The organism is Haloarcula sp. Atlit-47R, from assembly GCF_003665985.1.
Lineage (GTDB): Archaea > Halobacteriota > Halobacteria > Halobacteriales > Haloarculaceae > Haloarcula > Haloarcula taiwanensis.
The window spans coordinates 75,141-98,770 of sequence record NZ_QPLQ01000002.1; the positions used below are offsets into that span (position 1 = coordinate 75,141).

The window sequence follows — 23,630 nt, forward strand, 5'->3', positions numbered from 1 at the left end:
TCTGGGAGGTCTCCGGGCCGGACGTGTAGCGTTCCCAGTCGGCCACAAGAGATGCATTCGAATGTATCGATGCACTCCCGGTCAGATACGGCCTTGAACGCCGTCTGTTCAAGGACACCGCCGCAGTACGCGCAACTCATTCACGACCACCCACCTCCGTGGTCGTTGTTGGCCGGTACACGTCGACGGCCTGAACGTCAGGGCCGACGATGGCCAACAGGTACTCAGAATCCTCCTCTCGAAACACCCACTTGTCGAGTGGTGCGTCAGCCGGAACGTCGAGTTTGATACAACGGTGACTTGCCGCGATTACGTCGGCTGGGACCACGTTCAAGTGGTCGTCACGGTACGTGCTGATGACCACCCTGTCGCCGGGTCGAAGGTCCTCTGTGCGGTCGCTCACGTACTCGTTGTACTGCTCTGGTTCCGAGTCTTCGACGGGTTGCTCGGTGGCCACGCCGCCGTCCCCCCGAAGTTCGTTACCGGTCTGGAACGCCGCTCGTTCGTGCTTCTGTGCGTACGTGAGGTGACTGTCGCCGAGTTGCTGGAGATTGTTGAACTCGTGTTCGACGCCACCCTCAGAGCGAGTGATACGCTGGATGTGACCCGACACGGAGCAGTCGCCCTGACATCGGTAGTGGACGTTCACCCTCTGTTCGATCCGGTGTGCGTACGCGGTGTCCCGCGTCACGTCGCCGCCGCAAACTGTGCATCGCAGATGGCCGGGGCGGATTTCGCCTGCGACCACGTTCTCGATTCTTTGCAGATTTTCTTCTTCTGTCATATTTTTCTGTGGGCCTCGCGGCCCGAGCTAGATAGATTTGATAGAGGACGTGAGACCGACTTAGTCGCCTGCTGGCACGATACGACCCACACGACCGCTGTCGTCCATGATGGTCACAGACCCGTTGCGAACGCTCGTGACGTGGATGTCTGGCATCCATAGCGCAGTAACATCCGTCGTGTAGTCGGGCATGTCAACGCATTCGTCTACGTCTACTGGGATGCGGTCCAGCACAGTGTATGAGTCGTCTACGGCCACTAATTCGCCGTTTGAGTCGTCCCAGACGAGTCCGTGGCCAAACACGGGTTGCTGGATCAGCACGATGTCGCCGGTTGTGGCGTCGTCGTACTGCACGACTGTTGTCGGTTCAATTTGTTCTACACCTCCCTCAGATTTTGATTCTGTCATGTATAGAGTTAAACGATGTATCCATATAAACTTAACTCAGTTACTAAGGTTCTAAACAATCTGGTTAAGTCATTTATACGTGCGCGTCCAAGATAGAGTATGTCCGAAAAACAGGATGAAAAAGAAGAGAACAAACGAGTAAACAGAGTCCTTGCGACCGACCGGGAGATAGAGGTCCTGCAGGGTCGAGGCAGCGACAATCACCGTTACGTCGTCAGGTCAAAAATCCGCGACAGAATCGCCCGACTCAAAGAAGAAATGGAAGCGTTAGAGGCAGTCGCCCCCGACCTCCACGGCGAAACACAAGACGTGTTACAGGACGATCTTGAACAACGGCTTGCGACGCTGGAGAACCGATTCGAAGCGTACGACCTCGACTGAGTCCACTCTATCTGTTTTAGCTGCTGGCCACAGTCTCGGGCAGCCCTTTTGTTCACCAGACATCAATATTCTGACAAGGGTGTGCTGGAACATCCGTTCTCGCACAGTCTGTGCGAGTCACGGGGTCATTTATATCAACCCCGACCTGTGCAGTCACCCGCCCCTCAAACCATGATAATCTGCTATTGCCGCGTCAGCACCGAGGACCAAAACCCCCAACGACAAATCGAATCGACAACCAACTACGCACAAGACCAACTCGGCGCTCAACTCGCTGACATCGAAGTCAAACGCGACAAGTCCACGGGGACCAACACAGACCGCTCAGGCTACCGCGAGACGATGGAACTCGTCGAATCCGGTGAAGTGGACGCAGTAGTCACACACGCCGTCTCACGCATCTCTCGCTCCATCAGAGACCTCGACGCCACCGTTGAGCGCGTGGTCCGTGAGAATGACACCGAACTCCACATCGTGAAGGAGCGGTTTGAGCTTGTTCCGGGTGAACGGGACCCCTTCCAAGATGCCATGCTGCGTCTCATGGGTGTGTTCGCTCAGTTAGAAGCCGAGTTGGCTCAACAGCGAACCAAGGAAGGAATTGCAGTCCGCCGTCAGAACCCTGACTACCATCACGGACCTGCTCCCCTTGGGTTCAATAAGGATAGCGGAGAGCTTGTCCCAACTGATCAATTCGACCGGGTTGCGACGGTGCTCTCTCTCGTTCAGGACGGGTCACTCTCAAAACGAGCCGCTGCCGATGAACTGAACACCAGCCGCAAAAGCATTTACCGCGCACTCGACTCGCCTGCACTATACGGTCTGCGCCACGGTGGTGATAATGCGTAAAGAGATAGATACAGAACCGCGAGACCGCCTTTGCAGCGCATTCGACGGGAGTGGTGGTTGGAGCGATCACCGTGTCGAACTCGGTCTTGTTCAAGAACTTCTCGACTGCGGTATCATTCAATTAGGAACTCATCAACACCACACCCGTGCCATCAGCGAAGGTGAGGTCACCGACCATCGGAAGTACGCACCAAGCGCACCGGGATACTCCGGTCACGAAAATCCCCGCCATACCCGGTTGAAGCTCCAAACCGCAGACTTCCTTGAACAGTCCGGGCACACAATCAACCGGTGGTGGAACCCATCAGGGACACCCGAGAAAACCCCTACACTCTGCGGTTCAATTGAACCGAAGGTCTGGTTTGGTTATGCCGATGTCGGGTGCGAAGACTGTCACACGTACACAGAAGCCGGTCTCACACAGGGACGAAAACTGATTGAGGCGTTCGGTATCGATAGTCGATACAGTACCTTCGGGAAGTATGCCCCTTCACATCAGGACACAACGCTGTATCTTGTACCGTATAGCCAGAATCCCGAAGACACCAACGAGATCACCCTATACAGTCTGGAGTTAGTCGGTGACCCTTTGCAACACGAGAAAATCGAGGCGTGGTGAAGAGTTCTACTTCGACGAGATGGGCGGCGCTACCCTCTGAATCCAGCACTTGCGGGCAGCCCTTATACCCTCGTAACTTCTAGTTTTTGACATGGAAGTACCAGAAGAAATAGACATACAAGACGTAACCGACGACATCCACCCGTGCCCCGAGTGCGGGGACGTACCGCTCATGGCGGCTATGACGACTGAGACACCGTTTAACTGCCAATGCGGGTACGAGATCGCCGTCCACCCATTCGAGGACTACATCGAAGCACAACGCGACGCACTCACGGGTGAGAACGATGAGTGAAGCGTGTCCCGAGTGCGGCCACCCGCACGTCACGCTATACATCCGATCACGAGACTACCCCGATGAGTGGGGTCAAGCGCAAGTCCTCAGATGTCCGTCCTGCCGCGAGTATTGGACGGACCGATCTCAGTACGGCCCCGAAGTTCATGACCTCGTGTCAGGTGGGGGCGATGTCTGAGCCGGTCATGTGCCCGACATGCAACCGGGACATGATGTACCGCATGACATGGGAACCCACCCCCCGATGGCCGACGTACTCGTGCGGCAACTGCGGCACACGACGCCGCGAATTGCCCGAGCACATCATTTATCGGGTGTTATGGTCATGACCCGACGACTAGATGAACCGATCCCGCCCGGTCTGAACCCCGGCATCATCGGCGGCGGGACCATCAGCGACGAACGCTGCCCCGACTGCCACGGCCTGTTGATGCGGCACGAAACCACCGGATACATCTCCGGTTGGGACTGCCCACATTGCGGCTTCTTGACCCTGACTACCCGCGACACGCTTTGACCGCGTAGTCCCACGAGTCGTTTATACTTGTCAGGCAGGTAGATAGAATACGGGGAAAAATCCCCGGCCAACCGAACGGAACCTGTTCGATCCTACTCGCGGGCCTCCGCCCCGAGTTTCCACTCCTACTCCCCTTCACCAGCTTCATCCCCGAATTCCTGTTCGAAGTGCCAGTCCTGTCCGGTGTAATCGCGTGGCGGCGCTCGAATATCCCGACCAACCCCCGGAGTCACGTCGATATTTTCCGACGCAGACGGACATTCACCATTCACCCACCCGAACGCCCGCATCCCGTCACGAATCTTAGCCGGGTCACCGCCAGTCACGTCAACGATCTCTCCCGGCGTTGGCAGGTCGTGTTCGTCGTCGCCCATACAGCACGCTTCGTGAGCCACGTCCAAAATTGTCGAGTACCGAACACGGAACAGGCGCAACACGTAGTCGAACCTGAACGCCCGCCCGTGTGTGGGCACGTACAGGCCACGGTCGATAGCAACCCGATTCTCGCGGTCGCACAGACGTTTTGTTCCCAGTCGGGTGTCAGGCGTCACGCTCAACCAGTTGTCGCTCACAACTCACGTCAGCCAACCAGTCGTGTTACCGTCGAGTGTCCACCCCCGAAACCATGCAACAGCGTCGTGACCGGTCGTAGGGGTGTCCATCCCTATCCACCCTTCTGGACACCCCCGAAACAGCCGTTAGAGTCGCTGTGTCGGTTGTCAACGGGAGAATTGACGTTGGCCGTCGGAAGAAAGGTCGCCACCTCTTCTCGCTGAAGAATCCGAAGGGGTGGGGGGAGGGGTGCGGCGTCGGGTCGGTGAACCGACCCATCCTTGCACCAAAAGAGTGGCTTACGGTATCTTAGAGTTATATGTATATAAGTGTTTATGTTTATTGCGTTACTTCAAGTAACGTATGTGTGTAATCAACCGGACGTGTTCCGGGAACGGCACCGGACGGCAACACGTCAACCTGCCCAAGCGTCCCCGACTCCAACGACCACCCCCACCCATCGAGTTCGTCAACGAGAAGAGACGGGCGACTACCTTTAGCGTCCAAAGCGCGAAAACCCAGTTAACACCGGCCTCAAGCTGTCTATCGGCTGAATAACGGGTGTCCACCTACCCGTCCATCCCTATCCATCCCTGACCAGACACGGCTGTCCCCCTACCCCCCCACCCTTCCGTTTTCTGAGCGAAGAGAGTCGACAGCCTTTCTGTTCGACCGTGCTCCCTATTCTGCTGATAACGTGTGTCTCACGGCCTCAAACCCTCAAATAGTGGGTGTCCACATGTGGTGTCCATCCCTATCCACCCCTACGCGGTTAGTCCTGACAGATACCACACCAAATTAGGGAAAGAAAACGATCTATTTTTGGACTGATGCCCGCAATCTCCGCCTTCAAACCGCCTTCTGGCTGAATATTGCGGATTAGGGGGTGTCCAGTCTCCCGAGTGATATATACGTGTGAGGTGTCAAGTAAGAGTAAGAATGTCACGAACAAGCATCGACGAGGATACGAAAGAAGTCATTGACCACATCTACGACGAGTACGACTACGAATCGAAGAAGGAGTTCATGCACGAGATTTTCGTCGAACACATCGGCGACATCGACATGCGCGAGCACGAGTCAGACTACGACAACCCTGTCGAGGTCCTGTTGGACGGCGCTCACGTGAATGGGGGAAAGTCGGGCGGTATCGACCCTGCCGAATACGATCCTGATGAAGAAATCATCGGGACGCTGGACACCGACACCATCCGTCGAATAATCGTCAAGCCAGACGCCCAAATCAACCCTGACCACGTCAGCAAAAAGCCGCGTGACCGTGTTGAGAAGCGCCAACTGCTCGGAGCGATGATCCGCTATCGCTACCCTGAGGGCAAAATCCGCAAGCGGCTCATTGAGGACTTCGTTGAGCAACAGTTTGGCCAGTCTGACCAGATGGCCGACTATATCCGAGAGACCATGGAACACGAGTTGTTCGAACTCAAGGACGACGGTGTGATGACTGCCGATCCGAAGCGTGCTGCCGCTGTCTTGCACGCTCATCTTGACGATCTGGAGCCTAAGTTGGTGAACGGGGATGTCGTGTATACCAGTCAGCACCGGTGGGCAGTCCAGACTGTCGAGGCGTTAGCACCGTTCCGCGACGACTACAAGTTGGTGGGCGGTGCTATCGAGCGGTGGAATAGTATCGTTGAACGGCTTGAAGCCGATGAAATTGGGCGGGGTGATGACCTTGACCAAGATATTATGCGGACGTTCTAAACTCACCTCTCTTTTTTTCGCGGTCCTGTTCCGCCGTAGGAGCACGGTGTTTGTACCCGACATCTGACGAGACAACATCGGCTGAAGACGGATAAGGGACTGTATCAGACGCTAGGAGCAGCCTCGCGATGATGCAGCCATCAACGCCGACCCATATACGTTCGTGTGTTCAACTGGGAGCAGCCTATGTCCAATCTATCGCCTGCAGAGTACGCGGATCGCGGCTTCCCGTTGGACTGGGATGAGCTTCAGGAGAAGACGCTCAAGCGTGATGATTTCCGATGCCGGGAGTGCGGGCGGCAGACGGAGTTGTTCGTGCTGTTCGACGAGCATCCGCACGAGCGAGAGGATGGGTTTCAGGTGTCGAACCTGATTACGTTGTGCGTGACTCATGCGCCTGACGCGGCTCAGATGAATGAGACCGCGATCACGGAGTCGTTCCGGGATGAGTGGGTGCAGGAACGGTTAGAGAGACAGAGCTAGTCCCAGTCGAGGTACTCGCGCCTCACCTCCATCTTCTCGCGCTCAGTTCGCTGGTCGTAGTGATCGTCCAGCACGTCCGCAGACACGTTCATTCGGTCAGAGAGCACCGGTACGGGCACGTCTTGTCTGAGATGGTGGGTAATTGACGACCGACGCATCGCGTGACACGCCTTCGAGGACGGGCATTGACTCGCCACGTTCGTGCTCTTGTTGGCATCGCAGGTGTCGGGGTCTCGGCCATGGGGGCAGTCTCGACCGACGCGACACGGCCGACTCCACCGGTACATAATCTCGCGTAGGTTCGAGATCGCTCGGCGTCCCTGTCGGCTGGTGAACAACGGGCGGCGGTCGTACTCATCCCGCACTTCGTGGCGATTGTGGCGGATGTAGTCGTCCAGCACCTCGCACGTGTCCGGTCGAAGAGAGACGGGACGTTCACCTCGGTACTGGTTTTTCAACGGTGTATCTTCGTCCGGTCTGTGATTGATTTGGACGTACTGCTCATCAGGGTAGTAGTCCTCTATGTCGATTGCACGGGCCGCTCCCACACGGATGCCTGTCCGCCAAAGGAGTACCCACAGCACGTGTTGAACACTCGCGTGATGGAAGCGGGACAGGTAGTCGATGATGTGCTCAACGCGGTCCACGGGGAGCATGTCCGACCGTTGGTTTTGGTCTCCACTCACTCGGGGCGACTCGCACTTCTCGGGTAGGTCCTGCGAGACAGCATCGATGTTGCGACACCAGTAGAGGAACACTCGCACCGTGTCCATCTGCGTTTTCAACGTGACGGGTGCGAGGTCCCCCTGTCTCCACACCCGAAATTGGTGAAGGTCGAGACCGGACAACTCTCGGAGGTAGTCGTACTCGGTCTCCGTGTCGAACCACCGTCTGAACCACTTGATTCGCCGTCTATGACTGTCGAGTGTAGCCTCGGTGTATTCGGTGTCCTTATCGGTGAGATACATCTCTACGGCTTCTGCCGGTTGTAGGGCTTCTAGTTCGGTCATGTTCGAGGTGACCGCACTCCTACGCGCCGATTTGTGGCCAGTATCCGCCCGCTATGAGGCGTTAGTATTTGGTCCAGCTTTGCGACCTGAACAGCCGCGTTAGCGGCTGGGAAGGGCGTAAAGGTGGGTTAGCGGGTTCGAATCCCGCCACGCCCGTGCAGCGACCGAAGGGAGCGAACCGGCATGGCGGGATTCTAATCAGGGAGGTCGCGCGCAGCGAAGCGAGCACGTCCGACCGTGGTTCGAATCCCGCCACGCCCGCTTCGTGGTTTCTCACATTCGCTCGAAACACACTCGCGGCCGTGGCGACCCTCGCGAAACCTGCGGTTTCGCTCACTCCCGCCACGCCCGTGCAGTCACCGCTGAGAGCGGAGCCGGGCTGATGACTTACCTGCCACACGACGAGACCCCATCGCGCCGGTGTGCAGACAGCCCACAGCACCTGAGATGCCAACGTATAAGTTTAGGCTTGCCTAACTCCTGCTGAAATGGACCGGGAGCCGTCCGAGCGGGCGGATGTCTGTGTCGTCGGAGCCGGGCCGGCAGGGGCACTCATCGCAAGCCAGCTCGCTAGCGAGGGCCAGAAGGTCGTGGTGCTAGAGGCCGGGCCGCGGTTCGACAGGTCGAAACGAGAGCAGCAGATGGAAGAGACGATTCGGCCCGGTGACCACGGCTCCGTCTGGGAAATGGGCGGCGACCGCGACGCGTTCAGTGCGAGCGGCGAGCGGTACTACCCGCTGAACATCTCACGGGTCAAAGGCGTCGGCGGGTCGACGCTGCACTGGCAGGGGATGGTGATGCGGCTGCACCCCTCGGATTTCGACGGGAGCCACGACACCGACGACCCCGCGTGGCCAATCGACTACGACGACCTGCGGCCGTACTACGCCGACGCCGAGCGGGCGCTTGGGGTCGCCGGCGACGTGGACAACCCCTTCGCGCCGCCGCGTGACGGCGCGTACCCCTTGCCCGGGTTCCCGCCGTCGTACAGCGACTCGCTGTTCGCCGAGGCCTGCGAGCAGCTGGGCATCACGATGCACTCCGTCCCCAACGCCCGCAATTCAGAGCCCTACGACGGCCGAGGCCCCTGCGTCGGCTACGGGACCTGCCAGCCGGTCTGTCCCTCCGGAGCGAAATACGACGCCAGCGTCCACATCGAAGACGCCGAAGCCGAAGGGGCCAAAGTTATCGACCGGGCGCCGGTCCAGCGACTGGAAACCGACGGCGACGGGCGCGTCGAGGCGGCCGTATACGCGACGCCGGACGGGACCGAACACCGCCAGACGGCCCGCGAGTTCGTCGTCGCGGCGGGCGGCGTCGAGACGCCGCGGCTCCTCCTGCTGTCGGCGAACGAGGACCACCCCGAGGGGCTGGCGAACGGGTCCGGGCTGGTCGGGCGCTACTTCATGGACCACCTGTTTGCCGGTGCTGGGGGCACGCTCGACCGCGAGACGCGCCAGAATCACGTCGGCTTCCTCACGAGCGAGTGCCACCAGTTCTACGACGACCCCGGCCAGCCGGTCGAGCGGGTCGCGGACGGCGAGACGGTGGTCGAGGCCGCCGACGGGGCGCTGTCGCCGCTGAAACTGGAGTTCCTGAACTACGCCGGCCCGTCGCCGGTCGAACTCGCCCTCTCCGGCGAGGAGTGGGGCGACACCCTGCTGTCGAGTCTGCGGGACGCCTACGGCAACAGCATCGCCATGGGCGGGCTGGTCGGCCAGCCGCCGCGGAAGGAGAACCGCGTGACGCTGGACACCTCGACGACGGACGACCACGGGAACCCGGTGCCGGACATCCAGTGGTCGTGGGGCGACCGGCTGGAGCGGTCGCTCTCGCGGGCGAACGAGATTCAGCACGCGATTCTGGACGAACTCGGCGTCGACGTCTCCTGGACGGTCGGGCCGGAAAACACCGGCCCGGCGTACCATCACATGGGGACGACGCGGATGGGGACGGACCCCGCAGAGAGCGTCGTGAACCCACAGCTACGGACTCACGACGTGGCGAACCTCGCTATCGCGTCCTCGTCGGTGTTCGTCACTGCCGGGTCGATGAACCCGACGCTGACCATCGCCGCGCTGGCGTTGAAATGTGCCGACCATATTTCCGAGCGGCTTTAATCGGCGAAGTCGGTGAACACGGCCTTGCTCCGGCGAGTGACCGACCGAAGCCCGGGCGCGCCATGGACGAGCCACACGGCGACGGCAAGGCCGAACAGCCCGAACTGAAACAGGACGTACGGCTCGAGCGAGAGCGACGCGAACTGCTCGACGAAGGAGGCGTCGTTGGCGTACGGCGGCGGTGGCTGCAGGGGCCAGACCAGAAAGCGCAGCCACTGAAGCTGTGTCAGGTCACCGCCGAGTACCCCGCCCACCGCCGTCGGGCTCATATCCGTCAGCGTGTGTGCGAACGCACCGAGCGTGAACGCCGTCGAAAGGTCCGTTCTGCGATACAGCGCGGCGAGCCGGTGCAAGACTACGGCAATGAAGAGAAGTGAGAGCAGTGAATGTGCCAGTGACCGACCGGACGGCAAGACGCCGAACGTCCAGGCCAAGGGCTTGTCGATCAGGTCCGGGAACTGCGACCCCACCGCCAGCGCGGTCAGCGTGGCCGCTGTCTGGCGACGGGTCGGGTCGAACCGAGTGTACACAGCGTAGACGAGGTAGGCGACGGCGAGATGTCCCCACGGCCACATTGTGTCGTGCTATGCTGGATTGTGATTTGTATCTGCTGATACAGGTGTCCGTGAGTCGAGCCCGGGGACCGAGATGCCGGCTGTTCAGTACAGGCCGAGAATAGCGCCGGCGTCAAGCAGAAGTAAAATCGACACGAGAGACGCCCCCAGCAGGAACGGGCGCGCGTTCCGGGCCGGTTCGCGTACCTTCTGCTGGGCGAAGCCATCGCTGAGCTTCGATGCGCCGACCTCTACAAGGCCGGCCAGAATGAACCACAGGACGATCATCGTAATGACGAGGTGGCCGCGACCGGTTCCAGTCAGCGACTCAGCGGTGTAGCGGGTCGCTGCCAGATGTCCCCCCGTCAGAAACAGGAGCGTCGCACTCGCACGCGACACCGTCTGGAGCTTCGCGGTAATCGCCGACAGCGGCCCCGGCGAGGAGTCGCCGTTCAGCGCCGTCGGGAGCACGGCATAGGTCATGAACAACACGGTTCCAGCCCACAGCGCGGCGAATATCAGGTGTACCCCGAAGACAGCCGCGTTTACGACACTCATATCCGGCGGTTGGACGCGACCCTCTTCAACGTCGTGGGTTTGGTCCGGCTACTTCGAGGAATCAAAGGCATCGAGGGCGTCCGCATCACCCGACATATCGAGTTCCTTGACCGCGTCAGTGTCGGCGGAGATGTGGGTTTCGCGGTCGGTGTCGTAGTCCAGTTGGTCGATAAGGTGGACGAACGAGCCGGGGTCGGGGATGAGGAAGATACGAAGCGAGAACGCCACGTCGCTTTCCTTGATGTCGACCAGCGAGTCGAGCACGATGGTCAGCGAGTCCCGGCGGACGTGCGAGAGGGCCTTGTCGGCGATCTCGGTCGCGTCGTCCTGGACGACCGTCGGCGTCCCCATGTTGATGGTCGCGTCCAGCGTGTTCGCGATGCCGTCGATAAAGCCCGAGGTGAGGATGTTACACATCTCCTGGAGCGCGGACTCGTGGAGCTGTGTGAACCCATCGTCGACACTGGAGCCGGTCATTAACTCCGCAATCTCCGCGGCTGTCTCCGTCTCGAACGTCATCAGGAAGACGCCGTACGGCGGCTCTGTCAACCGGACGCGAGCACTGTAAATATTCCCGCCGCCCATCTCGGTGGCGATGTCCTCCGGCTGAACGAACGAGAGGCTCTTGATCTCAACGGCCGCGTCGACGCCGGCCAGCGTCGCCAGCGAATCAGCGACCTGCTCGGCCCCATCCTGAATGAGTCTGGTGATGAGCGTGAGTTTCCGAATATCGATGAGAAGCGGCATTGCAGGCTAACAGGACCTATGGTATGTTACCGTTTTCGGTGGGGACGGCGTCCCGGGGCTGCACGGTGGGTCACCGTAACGCTCATTACCACTGACTGACAGGGTTTCGGTGGGGAGCGTGCTATTCCGTGTCGTACCCGTCATCGACGGGTTTCTCACGGGAAGCCGCCAGCGGATTTCTGTGCGACACTGACTGGGGAAGCCACGGCCACGCCCGATGTGAGCACGCTTAAGCCGCCCCGTCCGTTTTGCACAGCCATGGAACCACGGGACCTCTCCGCTCACACTGTCTATCGGGCAGGTCGCGGTATCGAGGAAGTCGCCCGGGAACTCGGCCTCGACCCGGACGACATGGTGAAGCTGGCGTCGAACGAGAACATGTACGGGCCGAGCCCGAGAGCCGTCGAGGCGATTCGCGGGGCGGCCGAGCGAATGCACTCCTATCCGAAGGCCTCCCACGCCGACCTCGTCGACGAGCTGGCGGATATGTGGGACGTAACGCCCGAACAGGTGTGGCTGAGCAACGGCGGCGACGGCGCGCTCGACTGCCTCGCCCGGGCGATGCTCGAACCCGGCCAGGACGTGCTCGTCCCGTCACCGGGCTTCGCGTACTACGCGATGAGCGCACGCTATCACCACGGCGAGGTCAACGAGTACACGCTCTCGAAGGCCGACGACTTCGCTCAGACCGCCGACACCGTCCTGAAAGATTACGACGGCGAGCGGATCGTCTATCTCACCAGCCCGCACAACCCCACCGGCGCGGAGTTCACGACCGACGCGGTCCGGACTATCGCAGAGGAAACCGACGAGCAGACGCTGGTCGTCGTCGACGAAGCCTACGGGGAGTTCACCGAGAAACCGAGCAAGCGGCCATTACTGGACAACCGCGACGACGTTGCGCTCCTGCGAACGTTCTCGAAGGCCTACGGCCTCGCGGGGATTCGCCTTGGCTACGCGGTCGTCCCGGACGACTGGGCCGACGCCTACGCCCGCATCAACACGCCCTTTTCAGCCAGCGAACTCGCCTGCCGGGCCGGGCTGGCGGCGCTCGACGACGACGAGCACGTCGAGCGCTCCGTCGATACTGCCGCGTGGGCCCGGGAGTACCTCGCCGAGGAACTCGACGCGCCGACCTGGGACAGCGCGGGGAACTTCATTCTCGCGGAGGTCGGCGACGCGTCGGCCGTCGCGGACGCCGCCCAGGAACGGGGCGTCATCATCCGCGACTGCTCCTCGTTCGGGCTCCCCGAATGCATCCGTATCACCTGCGGGACGCGCGAGGACACGGAGCGCGCCGTCTCGGTACTGAACGAGGTCATCGAGGTGGTCGAGCCGTGAGGGTCGCCGTTACTGGCACGCCGGGGACGGGCAAGACCACGGCAGCGGAACACCTCGACACAGACTTCGATGTCTTCCACCTCAACGACATCATCAAGGCCGAGGGGTTCTCGACGGGCATCGACGAAGACCGTGGGAGCCTTGTCGCCGACCTCGACAGGCTGTCCGAGTGGCTCGACGGCCGCGACGACGTGCTGTTCGAATCCCACCTCGCGCATCACTTCGACGCCGACCGCGTGATTGTGCTGCGAGCGCACCCCGAAACCATCGTCGAGCGACTTCGAGAGCGCGGCGACGACGATTCGAAGGCCTACGAGAACGCGGAGTCAGAAGCGCTCGACGTCATTCTCGGGGAAGCCGTAGAAGAGCATGGCGTGGATTCCGTCTACGAAATAGAGACAACGGACCGGGACCCCGACGCGGTGGCACAAGAGATTCAGGCCGTCGTGGCTGGCGAGCGCGAGCCGAGCGCGGGCACTGTCTCCTACATCGACTGGCTATGACACTCGACAAGTTCCGCCCGCTGGCCGACCGCGCGCTGGGCCCGTTCGTCAGCGCCGCGAAGGTGGCCGGCCTCTCGCCCAACGGCGTCAGCGTCATCGCCTTCCTGCTGGCGCTCGGCGCGGGTGGGGTGTACGCCGCCGCAACGCGGGAGCCGCTGCTGTATCTCGGCGGTGCCGTTCTCGTCTTCCTGAACGGCTGGCTCGACCTCGTGGACGGGGCGCTCGCGCGAGAACTGAACGTCGCGTCCTCGGGCGGCGACCTGCTGGACCACGTGCTCGACCGCTACGCCGATATCGGCATCATCATCGGCCTCGCCGCCGGTGTCGGCCAGTGGGCGCTCGGCATCGCCGCTGTTACCGGCGTCCTGATGACCTCCTATCTCGGAACGCAGGCTCAGGCGGTCGGCCTCGACCGCGTCTACGGCGGCCTGCTCGGGCGGGCCGACCGGCTTGCGCTCGTCGGTGTCGTCACAGGCGTCGCGGCGTTCGTCCCGACCGCACTGGCCGGCCTGACGCTGGTCGGCTGGTTGCTGGTCGTGTTCGCCGTCGTTGGGCACGTTACCGCCGTCCAGCGGTTCTATCACGCGATGGTCGCGCTGGAGTAGCCAGCGCACCATTTATACCGCGCCCCGTCCAAGCCGTCGGTATGGTTCAGTGCGAGATGTGCGGAACGGAGGTTTCGTCTCCGAACCGCGTCAAAATCGAGGGCGCCGAACTCGACGTCTGTGACGAGTGTACCGACTTCGGCACCGAGGTCAAGACGGAGGAGACGTCGTCCACGTCGACGAAGTACTCGACGTCGTCCTCCTCGTCATCGTCGTCGAGTTCGTCCTCCTCATCGAGTTCCTCGGGTGGTGGCGGATCCGGTGGCCGCCGCCGAGATATGTTCGACGAGATGGACGAGATCGCACAGGATTACGACGACCGGATCCGCAAAGGCCGAGAGTCACAGGGCCTCAGCCAGGAGGAACTCGCCAAGCAACTCAACGAGAAGGCGAGCCTCATCCGGAAGCTCGAACAGGGCAACTCGCTGCCCAGCGACGACGTACAAAAGAAGCTCGAAAGCGCGCTCGAAATCTCTCTGAGCGCCGGCGGTAGCGCTGACGAAACGGAGTGGTCCGGCGGCAGCAGTGACGGCGAGTACACGCTCGGCGACGTCGTGAAACGAAAGGACTAGGTCACAGCTGGAGGTCGTCTTTCTCGACATCGAGTTCGTTCGCGAGTGACTCGACGTTCGACGAGATCCGCTCGATCTCGTCCTGCAGTGCCTGATACCGTTCGCTGTCCTGGAGTTCACGGTCGGTCTTCTCGACCCGGAGAACATTGCGCTTGAGCTTTTTCGACGTGAGCGTCCGGAGTCGGTTGTTGTACTCCCGGATTTTGTACAGTCGGTCGACGACCTCCTGCAAGTCGTCCCGGGTGACAGGCTTGACGAGGTAGTCGTCAACGCGCATCTCGATGATGTCGAAGTCGGGGTCGATGGCGGTCACCATCGCGACGCGGCATCGAAGCCCCTTCTCCTCGATCTGTGCAAGCACTTCGTTGCCGGAGACGACCGGCATCCGGCGGTCGAGCAGCACGACATCGATGTCGGGCGACAGCAGTTCCAAGCCCTCTTCGCCGCTGTAGGCCGTCTGGACGTGATACTGGTCGGACAGATAGTCGGTGTACAGGTCAGCCAGATGTTGTTCGTCCTCGACTATCAGAACGGTCGGTGTGTCATCATCCCCTGCTGTCACGGCTTGTCTCGTTTCTTGTCTCGGCTGAACCGTAATAACTGTCATCCCCGAGCCGTGGTTCGGGAGAATCGAAGGCGGAGTGGTAGGGACGCCAAACGGCGGCTTCGCAACCTATTTCCCCACAGCAACCGGTGCGTTTCGTATGTTCGTCCTTGTCAATCTGAAGGCGTACCCGTGTGATCCAGTCGAAGTAGCGACCGCCGCTGCTGACGTCAGCGACGATTCCGGTGTCCGTGTCGCCGTCGCGCCACAGGCCGCACAGATCGGCGCTGTGGCGGAGACTGGTGTCGAGACGTGGGCCCAGCACGTCAGCGCCGTCGAACACGGCAGCCACACCGGCAGCACCCTCGCCGAGGCCGCTGCGGACGCCGGTGCTGTCGGGACGCTGCTGAACCACTCCGAGAACCGCCTCAAGCTCGCGGACATCGACGGCGCGCTCGACGCCGCCGACCGCGCGGACCTCGAAACCATCGTCTGTGCGAACAACCCCGCACAGATCGGCGCGGCCGCCGCGCTCGACCCCGACGGCGTCGCCGTCGAGCCCCCGGAACTCATCGGGACCGGCACGCCCGTCAGCAAGGCCGACCCGGACATCGTGACCGGCGCAGTCGACGCCGCCGCCCGCGTCAACGGCGACGTGGACGTGCTCTGTGGGGCCGGCATCTCGACCGGCGAGGACCTCGTCTCGGCGAGCGACCTCGGCGCGAGCGGCGTCCTGCTGGCAAGCGGCGTTGCGAAAGCTGACGACCCGCGCGCGGCGCTCGAAGACCTCGTCGAACCGCTGCTGTAGAATCGCTGTCGTCGAAGTGCGGACTTTTCACTCGCTGTCTCCGTCCAGAAACGCCGATTCGAGTCGAGAGATCACCGACTCGACCTCGTCGTCGTCGAGTCCGCGGTCGCTCTCCTCTCGGACCAGTGCCGCCAGCCGGGCGTCGTACTTTCCACGGCCGACGTGTTCGACCAGCCCGCGAAGCCGGAGTTCCCTGTTCCGCGCGTAGGCCGCCGTCCGGTCGCCGGAGCCGCCCGCCGAGAAGTGGGCGTTTAGCGGCGTCCCGGGTCCCTGCTCCCGGTAGTACGCGAGCATCCGGCAGGTCTTTCGGTCCAATTCCTCGATGTCGGCTCGAAGGTCAGCGTAGACGGCGGGACCGTCGACATCTGAGGGCATCTCGTCGTCGGTGGCTCCGGTCACCTCCGCCGACTGCTCAGCTTCGACGGCCTCGGCGATGGCCGCTCTCAGAGCGTCGTCGTCAGCCTCAGCAATGTCCGTCTCAGCCCGGCCGTTGACTGGTACGCCCGCCGCACTGCTGTCTGGGCTGTCCCCGTTCGTCGCCACAGCAGCGTTGTCAGCGTGGCCATTTGACGCCGGCTCTGCGTCCGTATTGCTGGCAGCCGACACCGATTTAGCGTCCGCGCTGCTCCCAGTCGCGTCCGCGCCGCCACTGGCGCTGCCGCCGTTCATCGCAGCGTCGTCCGCGGCGAAGGCGCTGAACGCGTCGCCGAACCCGCCGCCCGACGTGGCATCGGCCGTCTCGTCTGGTTCGGGGGGCTCGTCGCGGGGACCGTCGGCGTCCGCCTCATCCTCGGCGTCTGCGTCGCCGTCCGACGGAGATTGGTCGGCGAACCGCTCGCGCTTGCGGCGCATGTTCTCCTGTTCCGTCCGGCCGGGGTTGTAGTCCTCAGCCTGCTCCACCATCGCCTCGGTGAACTGCTCGGCCATCCGCGAGAGGTCCCGGGCGTCCTGCAGTTCCGCCTCCAGTTCGGCGATGCGGGAGTTCTTCTTGTCCAGTTCCTCCCGGAGCTCCTTGATGCGGTTCTCCGTCTCCTGTTGTTCCTCGCTGATGGTCTCCAGTTCGGAGACGAGGTCGTCGCTGACGGACTTGAGTTCCGGGCGCTCGAAGTCGTCGAGGCCGGGCGTCGCGCCGGCGTCGAAGGTCTGCTTGCGGTGGAACTGCACCCTGCGGACCTGCTCAGCCCAGTCGTTCATCATGAACGCCTCGCCGTCGTCCAGGTCTTCGACGGCGTCGGCGTACTTGTTGTCGAGGATGCGCCCGACTACCTTCGTATCGTTGTTCCAGGTCAGGCGATGCCAGACGAGCCAGTCGCACTGGGTGATGTAGTCTTTCTTCACGTCGGCGGGGCGCTGGCTGATGCCGACGATGCCAAGCCCGTGTTTCCGGCCGCGCTTCCCGATTTTGATGAGCATCTTCCCGACCTCGCCCATCGACCCCTTCTCGGGCATCCACTCGTGGCACTCCTCGACGAGCATCAGGAACGGCTGTTTCTGCTTTTTGGCCTTGGCGAACAGTTGCTTTGCGACCTCTGTCAGCAGCGTCTCGGCCTCTTCCTCGTCGAGAAACGACGAGATGTCGAGGATGATGGGGACGTTCTGTTCCAGCGCCAGCGAGGCGATCTTGCCGGCGTGGTCCTCCGTGACCTGAATGTCACACTCCTCGTCACCGCCAACGTGGAGGATCTCGTACTCCTCTTTCAGGCCGTAGTACTCGCCATCGATGTCGACAATAAGCAGGCCGAACCCGTTGTCCAGCAGTTTCTCGGCGATGACACTCGCCGTGTTCGACTTCCCGGACCCGCTCTTGCCGGTGATGAACCCCCGGCCGGTGAGCAGTTCCACCACCGGGAGATTGACCGTCTCGCCCGGCTCCCCGGTCCCACCCGGCCCCGCGCTCGTCGTCGCGACAGTTATCTGTTCGGTCTCTGCCATGCGTTACTGTCGGAACGGAGACGCTCACACCCCATAACTCTCCGTCAGACGCCCATCAACTGTGGAACAGGTCTGGACGCAACGCAAACAGTTCGAAGCCAGTCCGAGGTTTCGCTCGCTCGGGCTTCAAATTCTCGTGTGCTACCGACGCGGCTTCGGTTACCGACGCCGCTGGGACTTCGTTTCGGGCGTCCGACCGGAGTCCCACTCGCCGTAATGGACCAGTTCCGTTCTGTCGATGCGACTACGCCAGCCTTCCTGTTGCAGTACCGGTTCCGCAGGGAAGCCGTCTTCGGGGTAGCCGACACAGAGGTAGGCCACAGGCTGAACATGGTGTGGAATGTTCAGCACCTCACGGAGTTCGTGGGGATACAGAAACGAGACCCAGCCGACACCGATGCCCTCGGCACGGGCAGCGAGCCAGAGGTTCTGTACGGCGAGACACGTCGAATAGACATCCATTCGCTGCATCGTATTCCGGCCGAGGACGTGTGGCGCATCGCGCGTGGGGTCACAGGTAACACAGATGTTCACCGGGGCATCGGTTATCCCCTCCAGTTTCAACTGGCCGAAATCCGATTTGCGCGGCTCCTCGTAGCCTTCGCGTGCGGCGGCTATCGCCCGTTCGGCAATCGCGGCGACCGCTGACTTCGTCTGTTCGTCCTCGATCACGACAAAATCCCACGGTTGCGAGAACCCGACGCTGGGCGCGTTGTGTGCGGCATCGAGGATCCGTGCCAGTACGTCCTCGGGAACGGAGTCCGCGGCAAATCGTCTGATGTCCCGTCGCGAATAGATGGACTTGTAGACCGCCTCGCGGTCGCGTGGTCCGAACTCAACCATATCCTCACTGACAGACGACAGTTGTAAACCGGTTGTGCTGACCGACAGTGTCCCGAGTACGGTAGGATGTGAAGGCGAAGCCGACCGTGATCGTTGCCAGTCAGTCCGAGACGGGGCAACGGCTATTGTGGTGGGACACCTTGACACACTCGTTCGCTGAGGGCTGTCCATGGACAGATACGAGACGTTCGTCGAGGACGGAACGGTGTACGTCGGGAGTGACGACGGCCCGCTCGAAGTGGCACCGCTGGAGGATATCGTCGCCGCTGCCGGCGGCCCGGCGTGGACAATCACCTACTCCGAGGCCGAGAAGGAGCGGTACGCCGGGATGGACACCAGCGACGAGGGACTAGTGGTCGACGTGGTCGATATGTTACACGCAATGACCCACAGCCAACGGTTCGTCGACACGCTGGCCGCGCATCCAACAGCAGTTGCGGCCGATGACACCATCTCGCCGCGGGCCGGCCTGTTCGTCGGGAAACTGCTGGAGAATCTGGAACACGGTGTCGCCTGAACACCGTTAGAAATCTGTGAGGGTGGTCTGGCCGGGCGGGAGCGAAATGTTGGTACTGACGGTGTCTTCTCCCTCGTTTACCGCATCTCCCGCAGCTTCGTTTCCCTCGTCGTTCTCACCGAACGTTCCGAGTCCGACCTGTCCTTCCTCGTTCTGTTCTTTGGCCCTCTCTGAGCTGTTGTCGGCGACGGAGCTATCGCTCGTCTCCTCGGTTCTAGTGTCGCCGCTGAACCCGTCCAGATTGGCCTGCTCGCCGGCCGAGAAATCAAGGTTCGAGACGCGGACACCGACTTTCCGCACCGGGTCGTCGTCGAACTCACTAAGCAGGTCCAGCGCGACGCGCTTGACCAGATCGGGCTCCTCGACCGGGCCGGGGAGCGACCGGGCGCGCGTGTTCACGTCGAACGGCGGCGTCACGACCTTGATGCCGATGGTCTGGTAGCGCGCGCCCTTCCGCCGGGCGCGGTCGGCGACGGCCTCGGCGAGCGTGCGGACCTGCCGGCACTTGGCCTCCGAGTCGGTCGTCGCCTCGGTGAACGCGGACTCCCGCGAGAGGCTCTTGGGGTCGCCTTTCGGGGTCACCGACCGCTCGTCCTCGCCGCGGGCGTAGCGGCGTATCTCGCGGCCGCGCTCGCCGAAGCGGTCGGCCAGTAGTTCCGGGTCGGCGGCCGCCAGGTCTCCTGCGGTCTCGATGTCGAGCGAATCGAGTTCGCTGGCGGTGACCGGGCCGACGCCGTGGACGTCCTCGACGGGCAGGTCGGCGAAGAACTCGCGGACATCTCCGGGTTCGACGACGACCAGCCCGTCGGGCTTGTCGCGGTCGCTCGCCACCTTCGCGGCGCTCATCGTCGGGGCGACGCCGACGCTGGCCACCACGCCGACTGCCGACTCGATTGTGTCTTTCAGGTCCTGCGCCCACGAGTCGACGGTCTCCCAGGAGACCCGGTCGGTGACGTCGAGGTACGCCTCGTCGATACTCACCTCGCGGACGACCGCTGCCTCAGCGTGAAGTATCTCCCGGACGTCCGCGGCGACGGACTCGTAGAAGTCCATGTCGACGGGGCGGTAGAACCCCGCGTCCTCGACGTCCAGGTCCGGGTCCTCGACGGCATCGACCTTCCGGGGGAGCCGCTCTAGGGCCTCCGAGATGGCCATCGCGGATTCGACGCCGTACGCCCGCGCCTCGTAGCTCGCCGTCGCGACGGCCCCGTGTGTCGTGCCGTTCTCGTAGCCCATTCCCACGACGAGTGGTTCCCCGCGGAGCGCCGGCTCCCGCCGCTGTTCGCAGGCGGCGTAGAAACAGTCCATGTCGACGTGCGCGACGATCTGCTCGGGGCCGCTGGTCCCGGGGAGTCGCGCAGCGTCCATACTCGACGCTACGTGTACTGGCAGAAAACCCCACCGGCCCTCGCCGAACGCATCAGGTCAGGGTACTGTCCGATGTATCGAAAACACCTCGAAAGGCGGGAGCAGGGAAAGTGGTGGGGGTGGGTGGGGGTTGGGTGTCAGGTGCTCCGTACGCCGTTGGTTGCAAAGCGATACGTGGCCGGTGGAGTGGCCATCGCTCCACCGGCGAGTGGTCGTCCGCCGATGCCAATCCCGGATGGTACGACGGTCGTTCCCGCCGGGAGCGTCGGAAGCTCCATGTTAACAAAACACATGGAAACACTTCAATGTTGGCTGCAGTCCTCTCCGGCACGTCCCTTGCGTTCGTTCCGCTCGAAACGTTTTCAGTTCTCTCCACATGACTGCGACGTAATGACGGAACTGACCGACTCGCTGCCGGACAGACCGCTCTCGACGAGCGAAATCTCCGCCCTCGAAGCCCAGCACGACGACTACGGATTTGCGCCGGTCGGGTTCTTCCCCGACCTCGACGTGGTGGCCGCGTTCGTCGTCATCATCGACGGCGACCGGGGCTACAGCCTCGGCTACGACCGCGACGGTGACGGTTGGGTCGTCGTCGAGTCCTTCGAAGACGGCGAGGACTTCGCGGGCGTTACTGATCGCCTGCAGGAGTGGATGGGCGACGACTGGGAGGAGTTCGAGGAAGCGGCCGTCGAACCGGAGTGAGGTGTCGATTGGTCGCGGCGGCTGAATGGCTCTCGAAGGCAAGACCGCCTGCTACCGCTTCAGTCGGTCGCTGGTGTCACGCCAGAATTAGGCAACCGGGAGTGAACTTGACTGCAAATCCTCGCTATCGCTCGGATTTCCGTAGTTCAAATCCGCCATTCCGCATTTCCGACTCACGAATTGTTCGTCGAAAAAGTGCGGCGACCGGGATTTGAACCCGATGGCGAGACTCGCTGCGCTCGTCTCGCGTGATTCAAATCCCGCCGTACGGCCTTCGCTCGTCACGTCCGTTCCTCGCAGAATGCGGCGGCCGGGATTTGAACCCGGGCCATGAGCTTGGAAGGCTCAGGTCCTACCACTAGACCACCGCCGCTCGCTCACGCCGTTCGCTCGCGGCGTCGTTCGCAAATCCGTTGGATTTGCTCACCACCACCGCTCACTCATGCAGCCCTGATTCTCTCGAATCGGGACCGCCCGAGTGCGAACGTATACACTCATAGATGGAAGGCAATTAAGTGCGTTTCCCTTCTGGTTCGACAACCCCGTAACAGTTGCCGCTTGAGAGTTCCATCGAGACGAGCCGGAGGTCGCTGTCGGCGACATCACGCTCGAATTCGGCCGGCGCGTAGATGTGGTAGAACCGCGGCACTGTCTCGCCGCCGGGGAGCGTCCAGTCGACTGTCGTGTCAAAGCCCGCGTCCGCGTCGGGGTCGGCGTCGAAGCGGTCGTGGGCCGTACTCCACGCGCTGACGAGTGCGCGAGCGCCCGGCGCGAGCACGCGAGCCAGTTCGTCCAGACTGGCGCGGCGGGCGGACCGCGACGGGAGGTGATGCAGCGTCGCCACGTACACCGCGAGGTCGACGGACCCGGCAGCAAGCGGGAGCCGCGTCGCGTCGCCCTGCAGCAGCGCGACGCTGTCGCCGACGCGGTCGGTCGCGGCTTGCAGGAGCGCGCGGCTGGCGTCGAGGCCGACGACGCGGTCAGCGACCTCTGTGAGCAGTTCCGCGTGGCGGCCGTTGCCACAGCCGACATCGAGCGCCGTTCGAGCACTGCTGGACTCGTCGACGAACGATTCGACCTCTGGCCAGGCGTACTCGCGGGTCTTCGAGAAGTGATCGCCGATGTCCTCGTACGTCCGGCGAACGGCGGCCCGCGAGCGCGCGGGTTCCTCACTGTCGGCGCTCGGGTCGGAGGGGGGCATCGCGACGCGGCGTTACTCCGCGCCGTACTTCTCGGGGTAGGCCTCGGCGAGGAGGTCCTCCTCGTCGGCTAGGCGCTCCCGGACCGGGTCGATAACGTCCGAGATAGCGCTTGCGGCGGACGGCTTCAGGTCGGCGGGGTGGAGTTCGCCGCTGACGAAGTCCGCCTCGACCTCGTCGTAGCTCTCGTAGGTCAGGTCGCCGCCGTACTCCTCGGGGCGCTCGACGACGAAGGACTCGTCGCGGACGTCCAGCACCGGGAACACGAGGTGTTCGAGGTACTCCAGCACGCCGTTTTCCTCGACCTCGCCGGCCGGGCAGTACGCCTGCCCGATTTTCTCGTCAACCTCGTCGGGGCTGTCGGTGAGGTTGACCTTCGACGCCTCGTCGGATGCGCTCATCTTGCCGCCCGAGAGACCGGACAGGAGCGGCGCGAACAGGCAGATCGGCGACTCGCCGCCGTGGTCCGGCAGAATCTCACGCGAGAGCATGTAGATGCCACGCTGATCGACGCCGCCGTAGGCGATGTCGGCGTCCAGCGCCTTCACGTCAAGCGTCTGCATCAGCGGATAGATGAGCCCGCCGAGGTTCGGGCTCTCGGACTCGCGAACGACCTCGCTGGCCGCACGCTGCGTGCGGGAGATCGTCGTTTCGGCGGCCATCCGGTACATCTCCAGCGTGTACTCCTCGTCAAGCTGGAAGTCAGTCCCGCGGACGAACTCCACGTCCTCGGGGTCTGCGCCGGCCGCTTCAATCATCCCCTCGATGGCCGTTTCGTAGTAGGCCGAGCGGGCATCCAGCAGATCAAAGGGCGATTTGTTGTCGTCGAGGTGGGCGTGCAGGTCCGCGATGAGGACCGTCACGTCGACGCCGGCCCGCAGGAAATCCGCGAGCTTTCGCATCGTCGTGAAGTGACCGATATGCATCTCGCCGGTCGGCGCGTAGCCGATGTACGCCGACGGGTCGCTCTCCTCGAACAGCGTCCGCAGTTCGTCCTCGGTGACGACTTCTGTGGTGTGTCGCGTCACCAGATCGAGTCGCTCGGCGGTATCCATACCGCAGTGTGGCCGGTCCGGCGATTAAAACGTTCCTGTCCG

General features: G+C 62.4%; 28 protein-coding genes and 1 tRNA gene. 15 read left to right on the plus strand and 14 right to left on the minus strand.

What is annotated here, in order from left to right; all coding sequences use genetic code 11:
• Positions 1–136: 136 nt before the first annotated feature.
• Positions 137–784 (minus strand): hypothetical protein, encoded by a 648-nt coding sequence (locus DVK00_RS08015; RefSeq protein ID WP_121536747.1) that lies wholly within the window; start codon positions 782–784, stop codon positions 137–139.
• 60 nt (positions 785–844) lie between these two features.
• Positions 845–1,192, minus strand: coding sequence for a hypothetical protein (locus tag DVK00_RS08020; RefSeq protein ID WP_121536745.1), 348 nt, complete (start codon positions 1,190–1,192; stop codon positions 845–847).
• Between the two features lie 99 nt (positions 1,193–1,291).
• Here DVK00_RS08020 and DVK00_RS08025 point away from each other — a divergent pair, with 99 nt between their 5' ends.
• The 5 genes from DVK00_RS08025 to DVK00_RS08045 all read left to right on the plus strand — a co-directional run bounded on the left by DVK00_RS08025 (position 1,292) and on the right by DVK00_RS08045 (position 3,850).
• Positions 1,292–1,573, plus strand: coding sequence for a hypothetical protein (locus DVK00_RS08025; RefSeq protein WP_121536743.1), 282 nt, complete (start codon positions 1,292–1,294; stop codon positions 1,571–1,573).
• Positions 1,574–1,744: 171 nt separating this feature from the next.
• A complete protein-coding gene (locus tag DVK00_RS08030) occupies positions 1,745–2,419 on the plus strand; it encodes a recombinase family protein (protein ID WP_121536741.1) in 675 nt (224 codons plus the stop codon).
• Positions 2,412–3,038: a hypothetical protein gene (locus DVK00_RS08035; protein ID WP_121577557.1), complete on the plus strand. Its 627-nt coding sequence runs from the start codon at positions 2,412–2,414 to the stop codon at positions 3,036–3,038. The genes DVK00_RS08030 and DVK00_RS08035 overlap by 8 nt, the downstream gene beginning before the upstream one ends.
• 91 nt (positions 3,039–3,129) lie before the next feature.
• Entirely contained in the window at positions 3,130–3,333 is a 204-nt protein-coding gene (locus tag DVK00_RS08040) for a hypothetical protein (protein ID WP_121536739.1), read from the plus strand.
• Positions 3,334–3,658: 325 nt separating this feature from the next.
• Positions 3,659–3,850: a hypothetical protein gene (locus DVK00_RS08045; RefSeq protein WP_147435880.1), complete on the plus strand. Its 192-nt coding sequence runs from the start codon at positions 3,659–3,661 to the stop codon at positions 3,848–3,850.
• Between the two features lie 125 nt (positions 3,851–3,975).
• On the opposite strand, the gene DVK00_RS08050 is transcribed toward DVK00_RS08045, so the two are convergent.
• Positions 3,976–4,224: a hypothetical protein gene (locus DVK00_RS08050; protein ID WP_121577559.1), complete on the minus strand. Its 249-nt coding sequence runs from the start codon at positions 4,222–4,224 to the stop codon at positions 3,976–3,978.
• A gap of 1,117 nt (positions 4,225–5,341) precedes the next feature.
• On the opposite strand from DVK00_RS08050, the gene DVK00_RS08055 reads away from it, so the two are divergent.
• Positions 5,342–6,124, plus strand: coding sequence for a hypothetical protein (locus DVK00_RS08055; RefSeq protein WP_121536735.1), 783 nt, complete (start codon positions 5,342–5,344; stop codon positions 6,122–6,124).
• 186 nt (positions 6,125–6,310) lie between these two features.
• The gene (locus DVK00_RS08060) at positions 6,311–6,607 is read left to right on the plus strand and encodes an HNH endonuclease (protein WP_121536733.1); all 297 of its coding nucleotides are present in this window, start codon (positions 6,311–6,313) and stop codon (positions 6,605–6,607) included.
• Here the strand turns inward: DVK00_RS08060 and DVK00_RS08065 are convergent.
• A complete protein-coding gene (locus tag DVK00_RS08065; RefSeq protein WP_121536731.1) occupies positions 6,604–7,617 on the minus strand; it encodes a site-specific integrase in 1,014 nt (337 codons plus the stop codon). The genes DVK00_RS08060 and DVK00_RS08065 overlap by 4 nt on opposite strands.
• Positions 7,618–8,105: 488 nt before the next feature.
• On the opposite strand from DVK00_RS08065, the gene DVK00_RS08070 reads away from it, so the two are divergent.
• Positions 8,106–9,737, plus strand: coding sequence for a GMC family oxidoreductase (locus DVK00_RS08070; RefSeq protein ID WP_121577560.1), 1,632 nt, complete (start codon positions 8,106–8,108; stop codon positions 9,735–9,737).
• Here DVK00_RS08070 and DVK00_RS08075 read toward each other — a convergent pair.
• The 3 genes from DVK00_RS08075 to DVK00_RS08085 all read right to left on the minus strand — a co-directional run bounded on the left by DVK00_RS08075 (position 9,734) and on the right by DVK00_RS08085 (position 11,596).
• Positions 9,734–10,312, minus strand: a complete 579-nt coding sequence (locus DVK00_RS08075) for a metal-dependent hydrolase (protein WP_121536727.1) — start codon at positions 10,310–10,312, stop codon at positions 9,734–9,736. The two genes, DVK00_RS08070 and DVK00_RS08075, sit on opposite strands and share 4 nt — an antisense overlap.
• A gap of 84 nt (positions 10,313–10,396) precedes the next feature.
• Entirely contained in the window at positions 10,397–10,849 is a 453-nt protein-coding gene (locus DVK00_RS08080) for a transporter (RefSeq protein ID WP_101349741.1), read from the minus strand.
• A gap of 48 nt (positions 10,850–10,897) precedes the next feature.
• Complete coding sequence (locus DVK00_RS08085; RefSeq protein WP_101349740.1) at positions 10,898–11,596, minus strand: chemotaxis protein CheC; 699 nt, start codon at positions 11,594–11,596, stop codon at positions 10,898–10,900.
• 258 nt (positions 11,597–11,854) lie between these two features.
• Here DVK00_RS08085 and hisC point away from each other — a divergent pair, with 258 nt between their 5' ends.
• The 4 genes from hisC to DVK00_RS08105 are packed head-to-tail and all read left to right on the plus strand — an operon-like array spanning position 11,855 to position 14,617.
• Positions 11,855–12,937 (plus strand): histidinol-phosphate transaminase, encoded by a 1,083-nt coding sequence (gene hisC, locus DVK00_RS08090; RefSeq protein WP_101349739.1) that lies wholly within the window; start codon positions 11,855–11,857, stop codon positions 12,935–12,937.
• Positions 12,934–13,440: an adenylate kinase family protein gene (locus DVK00_RS08095; RefSeq protein ID WP_121510874.1), complete on the plus strand. Its 507-nt coding sequence runs from the start codon at positions 12,934–12,936 to the stop codon at positions 13,438–13,440. Before hisC ends, DVK00_RS08095 begins: the two co-directional genes overlap by 4 nt.
• The gene (locus DVK00_RS08100) at positions 13,437–14,045 is read left to right on the plus strand and encodes a CDP-alcohol phosphatidyltransferase family protein (RefSeq protein ID WP_101349737.1); all 609 of its coding nucleotides are present in this window, start codon (positions 13,437–13,439) and stop codon (positions 14,043–14,045) included. Before DVK00_RS08095 ends, DVK00_RS08100 begins: the two co-directional genes overlap by 4 nt.
• Positions 14,046–14,086: 41 nt before the next feature.
• Entirely contained in the window at positions 14,087–14,617 is a 531-nt protein-coding gene (locus DVK00_RS08105; RefSeq protein ID WP_004515642.1) for a multiprotein bridging factor aMBF1, read from the plus strand.
• 1 nt (position 14,618) lies between these two features.
• Here DVK00_RS08105 and DVK00_RS08110 read toward each other — a convergent pair whose 3' ends face one another.
• On the minus strand, positions 14,619–15,224 hold the full coding sequence (locus DVK00_RS08110) for a response regulator (RefSeq protein ID WP_101349736.1): 606 nt from the start codon (positions 15,222–15,224) through the stop codon (positions 14,619–14,621).
• Positions 15,225–15,321: 97 nt separating this feature from the next.
• Here DVK00_RS08110 and tpiA point away from each other — a divergent pair, with 97 nt between their 5' ends.
• Positions 15,322–15,969: a triose-phosphate isomerase gene (gene tpiA, locus DVK00_RS08115; protein WP_008309909.1), complete on the plus strand. Its 648-nt coding sequence runs from the start codon at positions 15,322–15,324 to the stop codon at positions 15,967–15,969.
• A gap of 27 nt (positions 15,970–15,996) precedes the next feature.
• On the opposite strand, the gene DVK00_RS08120 is transcribed toward tpiA, so the two are convergent.
• Both DVK00_RS08120 and bluB read right to left on the minus strand, forming a co-directional pair.
• Positions 15,997–17,901, minus strand: a complete 1,905-nt coding sequence (locus DVK00_RS08120) for a helicase HerA domain-containing protein (RefSeq protein WP_101349735.1) — start codon at positions 17,899–17,901, stop codon at positions 15,997–15,999.
• 159 nt (positions 17,902–18,060) lie between these two features.
• On the minus strand, positions 18,061–18,744 hold the full coding sequence (gene bluB, locus DVK00_RS08125; RefSeq protein WP_101349734.1) for a 5,6-dimethylbenzimidazole synthase: 684 nt from the start codon (positions 18,742–18,744) through the stop codon (positions 18,061–18,063).
• Between the two features lie 169 nt (positions 18,745–18,913).
• Here bluB and DVK00_RS08130 point away from each other — a divergent pair, with 169 nt between their 5' ends.
• Entirely contained in the window at positions 18,914–19,261 is a 348-nt protein-coding gene (locus DVK00_RS08130) for a hypothetical protein (RefSeq protein WP_101349733.1), read from the plus strand.
• A 6-nt stretch (positions 19,262–19,267) separates the two neighbouring features.
• Here DVK00_RS08130 and dinB read toward each other — a convergent pair whose 3' ends face one another.
• Positions 19,268–20,629 carry a DNA polymerase IV gene (dinB, locus tag DVK00_RS08135; protein ID WP_121536721.1) on the minus strand — a complete coding sequence of 454 codons (1,362 nt, stop codon included), beginning with the start codon at positions 20,627–20,629 and terminating at the stop codon, positions 19,268–19,270.
• A gap of 390 nt (positions 20,630–21,019) precedes the next feature.
• On the opposite strand from dinB, the gene DVK00_RS08140 reads away from it, so the two are divergent.
• The gene (locus DVK00_RS08140) at positions 21,020–21,334 is read left to right on the plus strand and encodes a hypothetical protein (RefSeq protein WP_101349731.1); all 315 of its coding nucleotides are present in this window, start codon (positions 21,020–21,022) and stop codon (positions 21,332–21,334) included.
• Positions 21,335–21,636: 302 nt separating this feature from the next.
• On the opposite strand, the gene DVK00_RS08145 is transcribed toward DVK00_RS08140, so the two are convergent.
• The 3 genes from DVK00_RS08145 to DVK00_RS08155 all read right to left on the minus strand — a co-directional run bounded on the left by DVK00_RS08145 (position 21,637) and on the right by DVK00_RS08155 (position 23,588).
• A tRNA-Gly gene (locus DVK00_RS08145) sits at positions 21,637–21,707 on the minus strand.
• 138 nt (positions 21,708–21,845) lie between these two features.
• Positions 21,846–22,535, minus strand: coding sequence for a class I SAM-dependent methyltransferase (locus DVK00_RS08150; RefSeq protein WP_121536719.1), 690 nt, complete (start codon positions 22,533–22,535; stop codon positions 21,846–21,848).
• Positions 22,536–22,547: 12 nt separating this feature from the next.
• The gene (locus tag DVK00_RS08155) at positions 22,548–23,588 is read right to left on the minus strand and encodes a tyrosine--tRNA ligase (protein ID WP_121577561.1); all 1,041 of its coding nucleotides are present in this window, start codon (positions 23,586–23,588) and stop codon (positions 22,548–22,550) included.
• Between the last annotated feature and the right edge of the window lie 42 nt (positions 23,589–23,630).